Origin of the sequence: Pseudomonas sp. SWRI50 (assembly GCF_014269095.1) — a bacterium.
Classification (GTDB): domain Bacteria; phylum Pseudomonadota; class Gammaproteobacteria; order Pseudomonadales; family Pseudomonadaceae; genus Aquipseudomonas; species Aquipseudomonas kermanshahensis.
In genome coordinates this window covers 292,972-309,204 of record NZ_JABWRW010000002.1, presented here as the reverse complement: position 1 = coordinate 309,204, position 16,233 = coordinate 292,972, and the positions used below count along the sequence as shown (strand labels likewise).

Here is a 16,233-nt window from a genome sequence, read left to right as displayed (position 1 = left end):
GGAGGGCCTTTTGCCCTCACCGGATACAGGCGAACAGGCCACGATGAAGTGTCCCGACGGATCAACGCTGTTCATTGGGTCTTTCTGGCGGTATGCATGCATTCCTCCCCCCTTTGCCAAAAGGGCTAAGCCCGTCGGGGCTTGTAAACCGCATAATCTGAGGGCTGTAGTTTCGGTAGCCGTTGCCCAGTGGATAACGTTCCGTCACCCGGTCCGAGCGTTCACCGTTGTAAGCCTGTAAAAGATTTACAGATGGCCAAATCCCCCCGTAAGCAAGTATTGCTGTTCTTTTCATTTGGCCATGCGCCCATCATAGCGTTCGTTTATCGTCAAATCGGAACATCGCAAACGTCTCCGATTAGCTCCTTTGCTTAGGCCGCATGCTGAAGCGTCACCCGCTCATCTTCAACTCGTAGAATTGACAGTACCCAAATCTGAAGCTAAGCGGCACTGAACTGCTACTGGCTTGTTGCGAGGCACTCCGGCCAAAGGAAGATCCACCGCAACGCCAGCCAGGCTAGCAAACATGACTCAACTGGTTGAAAGCGGCTCAACTTTGCTTGAAGCTTGAGGCTCGTAGCTTGGAGCTGCCCCTTAATGCGAATCATCGATAAGACCGCCGCGCAGGTCCGCAGCCTGACCCCCGCTGAAGAAGAGCTCCTGGTCGGTTTCAACACAGGCACGCTCGCTGGCCCTCGCCTGCTGCAGGCCAACCAGTTGCTGATGAAGGTGCGTAACGCCAACCAATGGCTGGCCTGCGACTGCCGCAAGGACGCGCTGCCGGTGCTGAACGTGACCCTCAACGGCAACACCGGCACGCTGTTCCTGAAAAACAACCCAGGCACTGCCGAGCATGCGCCTGGCTGCCCGTTCACCAAGGACGAGCGTGAAGCCGCAGAGCGCGAAGACGACCCCGCCCCCCCTGCGGCCTGGCTGCCACCCGATACGCCATTGCGACTTATCGGTGACTTTCGCCCGGCCCAGGACAGCAGTGGCAGTGAGGGCACTGACCGGCGCGAACAACAACGGCTGTTGTCGCTGCTACTGACCTGGATCGAGATCAGTGGCTTGAACCTCTACGCCACCCACCTGAAAAAAGACCTCACCGGGCAGTTTGCCGAGCTGCGCAGCGTCGCCAGCCGCTACCCGTTGCTGGAGCGGGTACCGGCCAGCAACTACCTGGAAACCCGGCTGGACATGAAGCACATGATGATGCTCAAGGCCCGCCTGCGCGAGGCGACGGTGTTCGGCAATCATCGTCGGCATGGCCTGATGCTGGACTGCGTCGACCAGATCAAAGGGCGCAAGCTGTTCAATAGCCGCAGCGAGGACGGGTTCGACTTCCAGGGCCACCACCTGTATTGGGGAGGCAGCCGTGCAGCCGGGCCGCTCTTGGCGTTGGCGCTGTATTCGCCTGCTAGTGCTGGCAGCCACTTTTACGAACTGATCCATGTCGCCAGCGTGCCCGTGCTGTCACGCGCCCACCTGTTCCCGGTGTACCGCGACGAAGAGCGTGAGCCACTCAAGGCGTTGGTGTCGCTGATCGACTGGATGGCCAGCAAAGGCGTGAAGGTCCAGATGCGTCGACCGGTGATCGGCGGGCAGGTGATGGATGAGCTGGTGCTGACCTCTGATCAGGACCGGGTGCTTTCGGTGTCGCTGCTGGAGCAGCCGATTGGCCCGGAGCCGGATGCCGAGAACTTCAAGCGCTATGCCGACTTCAAGAGCCTGGAAACCTTCCGCAAGTATGTGGCGGGCTTCTTTATGCGTGAGCGCTAAGCACCCCAGCGCTACGCGCAACCTGTAGGAGCAGCCTTACGCTGCGAAGAGGCCAGTGAACATAACCAAGATCAGGGTGCTGTCGCCGGCCTCTTCGCAGCACAAGGCTGCTCCTACAGATCAACCCAGAAACAGCTTGTACGCTGGGTTTTCGGTCTCATCCCAATAACGGTAGCCCATCTCATCCAGCGTCTGCGGCAACGTCGCCAGCTCATCCCCTGGCACTTCCAGCGCAGCAAATACCCGCGCCTCCGCTGCACCATGGTTACGGTAATGGAACAGGCTGATGTTCCAGCGCTTGCCCAACCGCTCCAGAAAGCCCAACAGTGCCCCTGGCCGCTCCGGGAATTCAAAGCGCAGCACACGCTCATCCGCCCCCGGCGCAGCATGCCCACCCACAGTGTGGCGCACATGCAGCTTGGCCAGTTCGTTGTCGGTCAGATCGAGTACGCTGTAACCCTGCTCGGCGAGGTTGGTCAGCAGGTTTTCCCGAGGGTCGTGCAGCGGGTGCGTCTGCACCCCGACAAACAAACGCGCTTCCTTGCCCGGGTAATAGCGGTAGTTGAACTCGGTGATCTGGCGTTTACCCAGTGCCTGGCAAAATGCGCGGAAACTACCTGGCTGCTCAGGGATGGTCACGGCGATGATCGCCTCGCGCTGCTCACCCAGCTCGGCCCGCTCCGCCACATGGCGCAGGCGGTCGAAATTGACGTTGGCCCCGGAGTCGATCGCCACCAGGGTTTGGCCCTGCACGCCTTCGCGGGCCACGTATTTCTTGATGCCGGCCACGGCCAGGGCACCGGAAGGTTCAGTGATCGAGCGGGTGTCGTCGTAGATGTCCTTGATGGCTGCGCACAGTTCGTCGCTGTTGACGGTGATCACTTCATCGACGAAGTGCCGGCACAGCTCGAAGCAGTGCGCCCCCACCTGCGCAACCGCCACGCCATCGGCAAAGGTGCCGACTTGCGGCAGGATCACTCGCTCGCCCGCGGCCAAGGCAGCCTGCAGGCAGTTGGAGTCTTCCGGCTCGACGCCGATCACCTTGACCTCGGGCCGCAGGTATTTTACGTAGGCCGCAATGCCCGCCACCAACCCACCACCGCCCACCGGGACGAAGATCGCATCCAGTGCACCTGGGCGCTGGCGCAGGATCTCCATGGCCACGGTGCCTTGGCCGGCGATCACGTCCGGGTCATCGAACGGCGGCACGAAGGTAGCACCTTCGCTGTCGGCCAATTGCAGGGCGTGGGCCAGTGCATGGGGGAAGCTCTCACCGTGCAGCACCACATGGCCACCGCGCGAGCGCACCCCTTCCACTTTCAACGAGGGCGTGGTGGTTGGCATGACGATGGTGGCTTTCAGCCCCAGGTGCGAAGCCGCCAGCGCCACGCCTTGGGCATGGTTGCCGGCCGACGCGGTGATCACCCCGCGCTCGCGCTGGGCGGGGGTCAGCCGTGACAGGCGGGTGTAGGCACCGCGGATCTTGAACGAGAAGGTGGGTTGCAGGTCTTCACGCTTGAGCAACACTTGGTTGCCCAGGCTAGCGGACAGTGCTGGCGCTGCCTGCAGCGGCGTTTCGATGGCCAGGTCGTACACGGGTGCAGCGAGAATACGCCGTACCTGTTCCGACAGCAGTTGCTGTGGCGTGACAGGGGTACGCAGGTTGGCGCTGAAGCTGGTCATCGATGACTCCTTGGCTATTTTCACGTTGCCCAGGAGTCAGAGAGTAAAAACCCGCCTCCAGGGCGGGTTAGGTGCACGTACGCGCTAGCCCGCCAAACTGATAATGGCGGTAATAATAATGGCGTTCACGTGCGAGAAGGTGTTCATGGGGTAGGAACTTATCCCGCCGCAGGGCAGCAAGTCAACACTTTGCCTGCTGCGCCGAAAGCGGTACATCGAACACCTTGTCGAACCCCCACTGGAAAACGAACGCATACACGAAGAAGAACACGAACAGCGCCAGGTTGGTCAAGAAGGCCGCCCACAGGCTGACATCGAGCCACCACGCCACCAGCGGCAACAAAATCACTACCAGCCCGCCTTCAAAGCCCAAGGCATGCAAGACCCGGCGCATGAAGGTACGTTCGCGTTGCGGCTGACGCGCCTCCCAACGCTCGAAGCCCCAGTTGAATGCCATGTTCCAGCTCATGGCGATCCCTGACATAAGGACGGACAACACCGCCGATTGAGCCATCCCGGCGCCAAACGCCAGTTCCAGCGCGGGTGCCACGCAGGCAACAGCGATGGCTTCGTAAAGAATGGCCTGGACGATCTTGCGGGCCTTGCCTTGCATGTTCAACTCCCTGAAAAACGATCTGCCAAACGACACGATTTGGCCCACAAGAGTACCAGTGCCGCGTGCGCGGGCAAACCGGCACTGGGGCAGATCGACACCGACAATTTCAATAAGGGCAACCTGCCCGGGTGGACAACGCAGAGACCCTGACCATGATGCCGGTCAAGGCCGACCAGGCGCTGTATAAGGCTAAGCGCAGTGGCAAGGATCGGTTTGTGCTACGCACAGAGCGGCCTCATTATCAACTGCGTTTACCTAGCACTACTGCTAGGCGACAGATCAATGCACAAATTGCTCTGCTATGGGCTAAGGACTTCCATAGGAGCAGGACATGTGAAAACGATCATCAACAAAGCATGGCTGGTTATTGCAGGGTGCGCATTGCTCGCAGCCTGTTCGTCGGTTACACCAACTAAGCGCGAAAACACAAGTACTGCAACACAGCTCTTTACGCTTGAGCCAACACCAGACCGCGCGACATTGAAGAAAAACGCGACCGGGTACTTGGCATCGTTACTGGCGGATCCTGAAAATCAGGAAATCACCTTGATCAAGGCCGACCTGGAGGTCGTCAGCAATACTCATCACGCGCTTGCGGTAACGCTACCGAGTGGTAAAACAGCTCTATTCCAATTGCGCCGTTTCAGTACAATCACCCCTGGCTTTGATGGGTGGATAGGTTACGTGCCCTCGGCCTGGAAGCAGGCGCACCCATCGGTTCCAGGAGAGATCGACTACGATCCGCTCTACGCCCTGTCACTCGTTCGTGTTGGAGAGAAACTGGTGGGCAGGGTATTGGTCGACGGCCAGCCTTATCGAATCGACTCTGTAAGCACGGGACAACATGTGTTGATCAAGGTTGATGAGTCTAACGACCTAACGGATGCAAAGCCGCTGCTGCCGGGGGCGACAGCGTCAAGCAAAGCCAAGGCAGCGACAACCCCCTACAGTGAAATCGACGTGATGTTCGTCACGACAAATCAGCTAAGGGCCAAGAAGCCGAATAACCGCGCTGAACTGACGCAAGCATTGAATGACGCTAATCAGTCCATGCAGGCCAGCCAGACGCCCATTACTTTCCGCTTGGTGGGCTTTTATGATGCCAACTACGATGAAGGCGGAAAAGCACTAGGCCAGCAATTTAGCGAACTGACAACAGGTACGCCCACTTCTGCTGACATACTAAAGGAGCGTAATGCGCTACGTGCAGATCTGGTTGTCGTGTACTCTGCCAAGTATGAGCCAGGCTCCAGCGGAATAGGGGTTATCCTCCCAGGAAAAAGCAATGCTGTCACCGCCATCATTTCACAACTTTATAGTCTGACGCATGAACTTGGGCACAATCTGGGTATCCACCATGATCGGTATTCGGATCCCGGCGCGGTGAACCCCAATTACGCTCGCGGATGGACGCACGATATGTACCCAGGCTTCCATACGATAATGGGTTATGGATGTGCTCGAACCAGCCCATGCGCGCCAATCCCCGAATTCTCGGACCCCATGAGGTCTCTTATGGGAATTCCATTGGGAGACCCAGCCGCTGGGCACGCTACACGGCGCTTGAACGAAACGCGGGATCAAATAGCCAATATCTATCCCCTCCTGCCAGTGCCTCCGACGTTCAAGAAAATCAGGAGTGTGCAACGTAAGAACGCGAATCTTCCAGCGTGCTTGGCCCAAACAAGAGACGGCATCGCATTTGTGAAGTGTGAAGATGACCCAGGTGAAGCACAAACGCAGCAGCGCTATTGGGAGTATCAAACGGTGGGTATTTACACGACTATTCGGAATTATTTCGCCACAGGCGAAGGCTGGAAACCGTGCCTGAAATTTGAAATGAATAACCGCCGCCCAGACTTTGCCAATTGCCCTGCCACCGCGGCAGAAGCACGTCAGGATAAAACTGGGTGGTACCGAACTGCAGGTCAAATTATTTATTCAGACTTACTGCTGTCCGCTTGCCTGACTGCCGAAGAGGGTAACAATACGCCAACAATGGACTTCTGCCGTTCCAACACGAACCAGCAGTGGGAGACCATACCCTGATTTCATAACCCGTGTAGATTCCGTACTACAGGCAATAGATTAGCCTTTGGGATGCACATAGGTAATCGTGGGTTTCACTACAGGGCGGACGCAGCTAGCTTAACTACCCGCAGGCAAACGAATCCTGAACTGCGCCCCGCCCAGCGCCGATTGCGCCACCGTCAGTGTACCCCCCTGCCCTTCGATGGCGCGTCGACTGATTGCAAGCCCCAAGCCAAACCCGCCGGTATTGCGATCACGGCTACGGTCCAACCGGTAGAACGGTTGGAAAATCCGCTCACGCTCCTCGACCGGGATACCAATCCCGTCATCCTCGACCGTCAGCAGGCAGGCACCGTCATCCTCGAGCCGCAACCTCAGCAGCAGGCTTTCGTCGCAATAACGCATGGCGTTGCGCACTAGGTTCTGTACGGCCCGCGCGGTCAACCGGGGGTCGAGCACAAAGCGTGGCAGTTCACGCTCGGCCCGCACTTCCCATTGGATACCACGGCTGTCGAGCTCTTCGGCAAAACTGCCCAGCACGCTGTCTACCAGCTCCAGCAGCGATACCTCGACCCGCTCACGCGCCTGGTCGGCGTTGTACAAACGGCTGTAGGACAACAGCTCCAACACCAGCTCATCCAGTTCACGCACATGGCCGACCAGCTCCAATAGCCGCTTGCGGCTGGCAGCCGGCACTTCGTCGAACAGCAGCACCAGGCCGAAGTCCAGGCGGGTCAGCGGGGTGCGCAGCTCGTGGGACACGGCATTGAGCAGCTCGCGCTGCTGGTTGACATGGCGTTCCAGGTCGCTGGCCATGGTGTCGAACACCCCGGCCAGTTCACCGATGTTGGAATGCGACGAGATGTGCGTACGCTCGGCCATCTGCCCCTGCCCCAGGCGTCGGGCGGTTTCCTTGAGCCGCTCCAGGTCACGCCAGTGCGGCCACACCCACAGCAGCAGGCAGCCAAGCATGGCTGCACCGATCAACACCGTCACGCCCCAGGACAGCACGTTGATGTCCAGTGGATCAGGCGGCGCATGCAGGCGCACCAGCCAGTCCTTGTCGAGCGGTGCCAGCACCGTCTCGTAATAACCCCAGTCTGCGATGCGCACGGCGTACAAGCCATGTTCCAGCCGGGCCCGTTCATCCGCGCTGAGGTCGGCCTGGTCCATGCGCAGCAGCTTGACCTCAAGCGGTGCGAAGGCATCGGCCAGGTCTCGCTCCACCGCTGGCCACTGCTCTTGCGGGGCCTGGTAGAACTGGCGGACGATCAGCGACTGCACGCCTTTAGTCTGGTCCAGGTTGTACGCCATGAAGCGTTCATGGAACAGGCCGACGATGGAGTCAGGGATGAACAGCAGCGCACCGGCGTAGGCGACGATGATCAGCAGGTACAGGCGCACCAGGATCTTCAGCATGCTCGGTCAGCACTCCCACTCGACACGGCTGAACAGGTAGCCTTTGCCCCACACGGTCTTGATCTTGCGCGCCTCGCCAGCACTGTCGTCGAACTTGCGGCGCAGCTTGGAGATGGCGACGTCCACCGAACGGTCGGTGCCGTTGAACTCGATGCCGCGCAGTTGCTGCAGAATGCGGTCGCGGTTCAGCACTTCGCCCGCGTTGCGCGCCAGCACCACCAGCAAGTTGTACTCGCCGCTGGACAGTTCCACCTCTTCGCCGCGCCAGCTGACGGTGCGCTCGGCCAGGTCGATGCGCAGGCCGCCGATCTGGATCAAATCGCTGTCCAGGCGCGGCTCATTGACGCTGCTGCGGCGCAACAACGTGCGCACACGGGCCAGCAGCACACGGGGCTCGCAGGGCTTGGTCACGTAATCGTCAGCGCCCATTTCCAGGCCCAGCACCTGATCGTGGCTGTCGTCACGGGCGGTCAGCATAAGGATCGGCAAGCTCTGCGATTCCTGGCGCAGCAAGCGGCACAGTTGCAGGCCATCGATGCCAGGCAGCATCAGGTCGAGGATCACCAGGTCAGGCTTTTGCCGGCGAAACGCGTCCAGCACGTGGTCGCCGCGGGCGATCACCTGGACATGGAAATCATTGCGTTGCAGGTAGCTGGCGATCAGTTCGGACAAGGCACTGTCGTCTTCGACCAATAAAAGGTTTGGCATAAGCGCTTTGACACAAGAGGAAGTCCAGGCAGGATATAGAATCCTGCGCCGAGGCAGGACGCTTCTTCACACTTTTTCACACTCGCCCTACAGGTATTAACAGCCACCAAGGGAACGCCTGCCGTAGCATACACCGCGTCATCATCGGAAGATCCGTATGCCTACTAGCCTCCCCCCTCGCCTGCGCCCCGTGGCGCTTCTGGCGTTTCTGAGCATATCCCTGGCCGGCTGTGGCGACAGCGCCGAGCAGGACGAAAAAGAGCCCACCCCGCAGGTGCGCGTCGAAACCCTGCAACTGCAGCCGCTGGCCATCAGCAGCGAACTCAGCGGCCGTATCCTGGCACCGCGGACTGCGGAGGTGCGCGCACGTGTAGCTGGCGTGGTGCTCAAGCGGGTCTACCGCGAGGGCAGCGACGTCAAGCAAGGCGACGTGCTGTTCCTCATCGACCCGGCGCCGTTCAAGGCCGACCACGACAGCGCCCGCGCCACCCTGGCCAAGGCCCAGGCCAACCTGTATCAAGCGCGCCTGCAAGAGCAACGCTACCGCGAGCTGGTCGACGACAAGGCCGTGAGCCGCCAGGAGTACGACAATGCTCGGGCCAGCTTCCTGCAGGCTGACGCCGAAGTTGCCGAGGCCAAGGCCGCCCTGGAGCGCGCGCGCCTTAACCTGGGGTATGCCACGGTGACCGCGCCGATTTCCGGACGCATCGGCCGAGCACTGGTGACTGAGGGTGCGCTGGTCGGGCAGAACGAGACCACACCCCTGGCCACCATCCAGCAACTGGACCCGATTCATGCCGACGTTACCCAGTCGACCCGCGAGCTCAACGCCCTGCGCCGTGCCCTGCGAGCCGGCGAGCTGCAACAGGTCGGCGACGGCCAGGCTCGCGCCACGCTGATTCAGGACGACGGCAGCGCCTACCCGCTGCCCGGCAAGCTGCTGTTCTCTGACATCAGCGTCGACCCGAGCACCAACCAGATCACACTGCGCAGCGAGTTCCCCAACCCGGACCTCGACCTGCTGCCGGGCAGCTACGTGCGCGTGCGCCTGGAACAAGCGGTGCAACCCAAAGGCCTCAGCGTGCCGCAGCGCGCCATCCTGCGCGACAGCGCCGGTGTGCCGAAAGTGCTGGTGGTCGACCCGCAGGCCCGCGTCAGCGACCGCCAGGTCGTGCTGGGCAGCGCCCAGGGCGACCGCTGGGTGGTCAGCGAAGGCCTGGCGCCCGGTGAACAAGTGGTTATCGAAGGCCTGCAACACGTCAAGGCCGGCGACCAGGTGCAGGTCGAAGCGAGCCAGGGCACAGCGCCCGGCGCGCCGCCGATCGCACAGCACAACCGCCAGTGAGGGGCTGATTGATGCCGCACTTTTTCATTGACCGCCCCGTGTTCGCTTGGGTGGTCGCGCTGTTCATCCTGCTCGCTGGCGCCTTGGCCATTCCGCAATTGCCGGTGGCCCAGTACCCCAACGTGGCCCCGCCGCAAGTGGAAATCTACGCCGTGTACCCAGGCGCCTCAGCGGCGACCATGGACGAGAGCGTGGTCAGCCTGATCGAGCAGGAACTCAACGGCGCCGACAATCTGCTGTATTTCGAGTCGCAAAGCAGCCTGGGCAGCGCCACCATCACCGCCACCTTCGAACCTGGCACGCACCCGGACCTGGCCCAGGTCGATGTGCAGAACCGCCTCAAGGTGGTCGAGTCACGCCTGCCTCGCCCCGTGACCCAGCAAGGCCTGCAGGTGGAGAAGGTGTCCACCGGCTTCCTGCTGCTGGCCACCCTGACTTCGGAGGACGGCAAGCTCGACGAAACCGCTCTGTCGGATATTCTCGCGCGCAACGTGATGAACGAGATCCGCCGCCTGAAGGGCGTCGGCAAGGCTCAGCTGTATGGTTCTGAGCGTGCCATGCGGATCTGGATCGACCCGAGCAAGCTAATCGGTTTCAACCTCACGCCTAACGATGTGGCTGATGCCATCGCCGCGCAAAACGCCCAGGTCGCCCCAGGCAGTATTGGTGACCTGCCCGCCCGCGGCACCCAGGAAATCACCGCCAACGTGCTGGTCAAGGGCCAGCTGAGCACGCCAGAGGAGTTCGCGGCCATTGTCCTGCGCGCCAACGCGGACGGCTCCACGGTGACCGTCGGCGATGTCGCCCGGGTCGAGATCGGCGCCCAGGAGTACCAGTACGGCACGCGCCTTAACGGCAAACCCGCAACCGCATTCAGCGTACAGCTGGCCCCCGGCGCCAACGCCATGGAAACCGCCGACCTGGTGCGGGCCAAGATGCAGGAGTTGTCGCGCTACTTCCCGGAAGGCGTCAAATACGACATCCCGTATGACACCTCGCCCTTCGTCAAAGTGTCGATCCAGCAGGTGATCAACACGCTGTTCGAAGCCATGCTGCTGGTGTTCGCGGTGATGTTCCTGTTCCTGCAGAACCTGCGCTACACGCTGATCCCGACCCTGGTAGTGCCGGTGGCGCTGATGGGCACCTTCGCCGTGATGCTGGCCATGGGCTTCTCGGTCAACGTGCTGACCCTGTTCGGTATGGTCCTGGCCATCGGCATTCTGGTCGACGACGCCATCGTGGTGGTGGAAAACGTCGAGCGGATCATGGCCGAAGAAGGCCTGCCGCCCAAGGAAGCCACGCGCAAGGCCATGGGCCAGATCAGCGGGGCGATTGTCGGCATTACCCTGGTGCTGGTGGCCGTGTTCCTGCCGATGGCCTTCATGAAAGGGTCGGTGGGCGTGATCTACCAGCAGTTCTCGGTGTCCATGGCGGTGTCGATCCTGTTCTCGGCGTTTCTCGCCCTGAGCCTGACCCCAGCACTGTGCGCGACTTTGCTCAAACCGTTGGGCAAAGGCGAGCACCACGAGCGCAAGGGCTTCTTCGGCTGGTTCAACCGACGCTTCGACAGCATGAGCAACGGCTATCAGCGCTGGGTGGTGCAAGCGCTCAAGCGCAGCGGTCGCTACCTGCTGGTGTACGGCGTGCTGCTGGCCGTGCTGGGCTATGGCTTCAGCCAACTGCCCACGGCGTTCTTGCCCACCGAAGACCAGGGCTACACCATCACCGACATCCAGCTGCCGCCAGGCGCCAGCCGCATGCGCACCGAGCAAGTAGCGGCGCAGATCGAAGCGCACAACGCAGAGGAACCCGGTGTCGGCAACACCACGCTGATCCTCGGCTTCAGCTTCTCTGGCAGTGGGCAGAACGCGGCACTGGCGTTCACCACGCTCAAGGATTGGTCCGAGCGCGGTGCCGATGACAGCGCCCAGTCGATTGCCGACCGCGCCACGATGGCCTTCACTCAGCTCAAGGACGCCGTGGCCTACGCCGTGCTGCCACCGCCCATCGATGGCCTGGGCGAGTCGACCGGTTTTGAGTTCCGTCTGCAGGACCGTGGCGGCATGGGCCACACCGCGCTGATGGCCGCCCGCGATGCGTTGCTGGCGGGTGCAGGCAAAAGCAAGGTGCTGACCAACGTGCGCGAAGCGTCGCTGGCCGAAAGCCCGCAGGTGCAACTGGAAATCGACCGTCGCCAGGCCAATGCCCTGGGGGTGTCGTTCGCCGACATCGGCGCGGTGCTGGATACCGCCGTCGGCTCCAGCTACGTCAACGACTTCCCCAACCAGGGCCGTATGCAACGGGTGGTGGTGCAAGCCGAAGGCGACCAGCGTAGCCAGGTCGAAGACCTGCTGAAAATCCATGTGCGCAACAGCAGTGGCAAGATGGTGCCGCTGGCGGCCTTCGTCCAGGCGAAGTGGGTCAGCGGCCCGGTGCAGCTGACCCGCTACAACGGTTACCCGGCGGTGTCGATCTCCGGTGAACCGGCGGCAGGCTACAGCTCGGGTGAAGCCATGGCCGAAGTCGAGCGCCTGGTGGCGCAACTGCCTGCCGGCGCAGGCCTGGAATGGACCGGCCTGTCGCTGCAGGAGCGGCTGTCCGGCAGCCAGGCGCCGATCCTGATGGCGTTGTCACTGCTGGTGGTGTTCCTGTGCCTGGCTGCGTTGTACGAGAGCTGGTCGATCCCCACCGCCGTACTGCTGGTGGTGCCGCTTGGGGTACTCGGTGCGGTGCTGGCAGTCACCCTGCGGGGCATGCCCAATGACGTGTTCTTCAAGGTCGGCCTGATCACCCTGATCGGCCTGTCGGCCAAGAACGCGATCCTCATCATCGAGTTCGCCAAGAGTTTGGTGGACCAGGGTGTCGATGCCGTCGATGCCGCGGTACAAGCCGCCCGCCTGCGTCTGCGGCCGATTGTGATGACCTCGCTGGCATTCATCCTCGGCGTGGTGCCCCTGGCGATCGCCACCGGCGCCAGCTCGGCCAGCCAGCAGGCGATTGGCACGGGTGTGATCGGCGGCATGCTCAGCGCCACCCTGGCGGTGGTGTTCGTGCCGGTGTTCTTCGTCGTGGTGATGCGCCTGGCCGGGCGCGGTCGCGGCGCTAAAGCCGAGGCGACTCCAGCGCTTGACGCACGCTGACTGGACAAGCACCGCATGACATGGGAGGGTTCCTGGCATTGACTGCCCGGAACCCTTTTTCATGCCTGCTGCCCTGCCCCCCTGTTCCATTCTCATCCTCGCCGGTGGCCGCGGCCAGCGCATGGGCGGCCGCGACAAGGGCTTGCTGGCCTGGCAAGGCGAGCCATTGGTGGCGCATGTGCAACGCGTGGTACGCCCGCTGAGCGATGACCTGATCATTTCCTGCAACCGCAACCAGGACGCCTATCGAGCCTATGCTGACCAGTTGGTGGGCGATGCAGCCCCCGATTTCCCTGGGCCGTTGGCCGGGGTGATCGCAGGCCTGGCGGCGGCGCGGCACGCATGGGTGGTGGTGCTGGCCTGCGATGCACCGCTGATTGATCGGCCGTTGATCGAGGACCTGCTGCGGCTGGCGGTGGCCGGCGACAGTGCGGCGATGGTGCGCCAGGCAGGCTACTGGCAGCCGATGTTCAGTGTGCTGCCGCGCAAGGTGTTGCCGGTGCTGGAGCAGGCGTGGGCGGCCAATGAGCGAAGCTTGCAGAAGGCCCTGCTGAAAGGGGCTGTGCAAGCGCTGGTGTGTGCCGAGGATGATCCGCGTTTGAGCAACTTCAATAGCCCGGAAACACTGCAAAACTGACGCACGCCGCACGGCAAACTTGAGCCCAGACGGTGTTAATGCCCCAGCCCCTCACGTAAAGTCTGCCCATGGACAAATACGCTCCCCGCCAGTGGCTCCCCCACGAAAAACCCAGCCTGCCCGGATCGCCGTCCACGCCTTTGCACTCGCCCGCCAAACGCCTGGCCTTTGGCCTGGTGGGCCTGTTGGTGGCGATCACCGGTGGGTTGGGTAACGCGCTGGTAACAGCCAACCTGGTGTTCCTGCAGGGTGCGCTGGGGGCGACCAGCGCCGAAATGGCCTGGCTGCCGGCCGCCTATGTGATGACCAACGTGTCCATCAACCTGCTGCTGGTCAAGTTTCGCCAGCAGTTCGGCCTGCGTGCCTTCACCGAAGTGTTCCTGGTGCTTTATGCGCTGGTCACCTTTGGCCACCTGTTCGTCAATGACCTCAACTCGGCAATTGCCGTGCGCGCCGCCCATGGCATGGTTGGCGCCGCGCTGAGTTCGCTGGGCCTGTACTACATGATCCAGGCGTTCCCCGCGCAGTGGCGGCTCAAGGCCATGGTGCTGGGCTTGGGCGCATCGCAATTGGCCTTGCCGCTGGCGCGGCTGTTCTCTGAAGACTTGCTGCAGATCGCCGAATGGCGCGGGCTATACCTGTTCGAACTCGGCTTGGCGTTGGCCGCACTGGGCTGCGTGCTGATGCTCAAGTTGCCACCGGGCGACCGCTTCAAGACCTTCGAGCCACTGGATTTTCTCACCTTCACCCTGATGGCCAGCGGCACCGCCCTGCTCTGCGCCGCGCTGTCGCTGGGGCGCATTGACTGGTGGCTGGAAACGCCCTGGATCGGTGTGGCACTGGCCGCGTCGATTGGCCTGATATTCAGTGGGCTGGCCATCGAGCACAATCGCCAGAACCCGCTGCTGATGACCCGCTGGCTGGGCAGCGGCACGATCATCCGCCTGGCCCTGTGCGTGATTCTGATCCGCATGGTCACCTCGGAGCAGTCCACCGGCGCGGTCGGTTTTCTGCAAGTGTTGAACATGGGCAGCGAGCAGATGCGCACGCTGTACGCGATCATGTTGTTGGGTGCAGTGGCGGGCCTGGCAACCAGCGCCCTGACCATCGACCCCAAGCACCTGGTGATCCCGTTGCTGGTGTCGCTGCTGGCGATGGCCACCGGGGCGTTCATGGACAGCAGTTCAAGCAACCTCACGCGCCCGGCGCAGATGTACCTGAGCCAGTTCCTGCTGGCCTTCGGCAGCACGTTCTTCCTGGGCCCGTCGATGGCCCTGGGCATCAGCCATGTGCGCGCCAACCCGCGCAACCTGGTGAGCTTTTCGGTGCTGTTCGGCATCTGCAACAACCTCGGCGGCCTGATTGGCGCGGCGCTGCTCGGCACCTTCCAGACTTGGCGCGAGAAATTCCACTCCAGCCACCTGATGGACCGCCTCAGCTACCTCGAACCCCTGGTCAACGCCCGGGTGCAAAGCGGCGGTGGCGGGTATGCCGGCCTGCTTGCCGACCCCGCGCTGCGCAGCGAGGCCGGCATGCGCGTGCTGGCCAGTGCGGCCACCCGCGAGGCCAACGTGATGGCCTACAACGATGTGTTCATGCTGATCGGCAGCATCGCTATCCTGACCATGATCTGGATCTGCATCCGCAGCACCTGGCTCTGGTACACGGCCCGCAAGGCCACCTTCCCTGACTCTAGCCGCGGCGCGCCTACCTGATGACCGACGAAACCCGCACGACCACCACCACTGCCCTTGCTGAAACTCCAGAGGGCACGCCGCCGCCCAGTGAACCGACCAGCCCGGTACGCTCGCGCCGGATGCGCATCCTGTCGTCGATCAGTTTTGCCTGTGTGGCCCTGGCCGGCATCCTGCTGGTGCTCTACGCCTGGCGCCTGCCCCCGTTCGGCAGTGCCATCGAGAGCACCGAAAACGCACTGGTGCGCGGCCAGGTGACGATCATCGGCCCGCAACTGAGTGGTTATATCGTCGATGTGCCGGTGCATGACTTCCAGTTCGTCAAGGCAGGCGACCTGCTGGTGCAACTGGACGACCGCATCTATAAGCAACGCCTGGCCCAGGCCATCGCCCAGTTGCAACAGCAGCAGGCGGCACTGGCCAATAACCTGCAGCAACGCAACAGCGCCGAAGCCACCATTGCCCAGCGCCAGGCGGCCATCGGCGATGCAACGGCCCAGGCGGCCAAGGCCAAGGCCGACCTCAGCCGTAACCAGGCGCTGGTCAGCGACGGTTCGGTGTCGCGCCGCGAGCTGGACCTTGCCCGTGCCAGCCAGGCGGCTGCTGTCGCCAGCCTGGCTCAGGCCAAGGCTGCCCTGGAAATCGCCCGGCAGGACCGGGAAACCGTGGTGGTCAACCGGGCCGCGTTGCAGGCCTCGGTGGAAAATGCCAAGGCCGCCGTCGAGCTCGCCCGTATCGACCTCGACAACACCCGCGTGACCGCCCCACGTGATGGCCAGCTGGGGCAGATCGGCACGCGCCTGGGGGCCTACGTGAATTCCGGTGCGCAACTGATGGCGCTGGTGCCTGATACCCTGTGGGTAATCGCCAACATGAAGGAAACCCAGATGGCCGCGGTGCGCATCGGCCAGCCGGTGAGTTTCACCGTGGATGCGCTGAACCACCAGAAGCTGTACGGCCATGTGCAGCAGATTTCGCCGGCCACCGGCTCCGAATTCGCCCTGCTGCAGGCCGACAACGCCACCGGCAACTTCGTCAAGATTGCCCAGCGGATCCCGGTGCGCATCACCGTGGATGCCGACCAGCCAGAGGCGAAGCGGTTGCGGCCAGGGATGTCGGTGGTGGTCAGCATCGACACCCGGGATGCGCAGTAAAGTCCAACTTGCCTGCGCTGCAATATG

General features: G+C 62.3%; 12 protein-coding genes. 7 read left to right on the top strand and 5 right to left on the bottom strand.

Annotated elements, in window-relative coordinates:
* Nucleotides 1-61: 61 nt before the first annotated feature.
* On the bottom strand, nucleotides 62-295 hold the full coding sequence (locus tag HU750_RS03630; protein ID WP_225935647.1) for an RHS repeat-associated core domain-containing protein: 234 nt from the start codon (nucleotides 293-295) through the stop codon (nucleotides 62-64).
* Nucleotides 296-597: 302 nt separating this feature from the next.
* Here HU750_RS03630 and HU750_RS03625 point away from each other — a divergent pair, with 302 nt between their 5' ends.
* A complete protein-coding gene (locus HU750_RS03625; RefSeq protein ID WP_186676812.1) occupies nucleotides 598-1,779 on the top strand; it encodes a DUF8534 domain-containing protein in 1,182 nt (393 codons plus the stop codon).
* A 120-nt stretch (nucleotides 1,780-1,899) separates the two neighbouring features.
* Here HU750_RS03625 and ilvA read toward each other — a convergent pair whose 3' ends face one another.
* Together ilvA and HU750_RS03615 are read right to left on the bottom strand one after the other, a co-directional pair.
* Complete coding sequence (ilvA, locus tag HU750_RS03620; protein ID WP_027596754.1) at nucleotides 1,900-3,462, bottom strand: threonine ammonia-lyase, biosynthetic; 1,563 nt, start codon at nucleotides 3,460-3,462, stop codon at nucleotides 1,900-1,902.
* Nucleotides 3,463-3,643: 181 nt separating this feature from the next.
* Nucleotides 3,644-4,075: a PACE efflux transporter gene (locus HU750_RS03615; RefSeq protein WP_027596753.1), complete on the bottom strand. Its 432-nt coding sequence runs from the start codon at nucleotides 4,073-4,075 to the stop codon at nucleotides 3,644-3,646.
* A gap of 336 nt (nucleotides 4,076-4,411) precedes the next feature.
* Between HU750_RS03615 and HU750_RS27395 the strand changes: the two genes are divergently transcribed.
* On the top strand, nucleotides 4,412-6,127 hold the full coding sequence (locus tag HU750_RS27395; RefSeq protein ID WP_186676809.1) for a M12 family metallo-peptidase: 1,716 nt from the start codon (nucleotides 4,412-4,414) through the stop codon (nucleotides 6,125-6,127).
* 99 nt (nucleotides 6,128-6,226) lie between these two features.
* Here the strand turns inward: HU750_RS27395 and HU750_RS03605 are convergent, their stop codons facing one another.
* Together HU750_RS03605 and HU750_RS03600 are read right to left on the bottom strand one after the other, a co-directional pair.
* Nucleotides 6,227-7,528 (bottom strand): ATP-binding protein, encoded by a 1,302-nt coding sequence (locus tag HU750_RS03605; RefSeq protein WP_186676807.1) that lies wholly within the window; start codon nucleotides 7,526-7,528, stop codon nucleotides 6,227-6,229.
* Between the two features lie 6 nt (nucleotides 7,529-7,534).
* Nucleotides 7,535-8,236 (bottom strand): response regulator, encoded by a 702-nt coding sequence (locus HU750_RS03600; protein ID WP_027596751.1) that lies wholly within the window; start codon nucleotides 8,234-8,236, stop codon nucleotides 7,535-7,537.
* Nucleotides 8,237-8,393: 157 nt separating this feature from the next.
* Here HU750_RS03600 and HU750_RS03595 point away from each other — a divergent pair, with 157 nt between their 5' ends.
* The 5 genes from HU750_RS03595 (at nucleotide 8,394) to HU750_RS03575 (ending at nucleotide 16,206) form a co-directional block, all read left to right on the top strand.
* A complete protein-coding gene (locus HU750_RS03595) occupies nucleotides 8,394-9,581 on the top strand; it encodes an efflux RND transporter periplasmic adaptor subunit (RefSeq protein WP_099429461.1) in 1,188 nt (395 codons plus the stop codon).
* Between the two features lie 11 nt (nucleotides 9,582-9,592).
* A complete protein-coding gene (locus HU750_RS03590; RefSeq protein ID WP_027596749.1) occupies nucleotides 9,593-12,721 on the top strand; it encodes a multidrug efflux RND transporter permease subunit in 3,129 nt (1,042 codons plus the stop codon).
* A 61-nt stretch (nucleotides 12,722-12,782) separates the two neighbouring features.
* Entirely contained in the window at nucleotides 12,783-13,358 is a 576-nt protein-coding gene (gene mobA / locus HU750_RS03585) for a molybdenum cofactor guanylyltransferase MobA (RefSeq protein WP_186676805.1), read from the top strand.
* Between the two features lie 68 nt (nucleotides 13,359-13,426).
* Nucleotides 13,427-15,073, top strand: a complete 1,647-nt coding sequence (locus HU750_RS03580; RefSeq protein ID WP_186676801.1) for an MFS transporter — start codon at nucleotides 13,427-13,429, stop codon at nucleotides 15,071-15,073.
* Complete coding sequence (locus tag HU750_RS03575; RefSeq protein WP_186676797.1) at nucleotides 15,073-16,206, top strand: HlyD family secretion protein; 1,134 nt, start codon at nucleotides 15,073-15,075, stop codon at nucleotides 16,204-16,206. The genes HU750_RS03580 and HU750_RS03575 overlap by 1 nt, the downstream gene beginning before the upstream one ends.
* The last annotated feature ends 27 nt before the right edge of the window (nucleotides 16,207-16,233 follow it).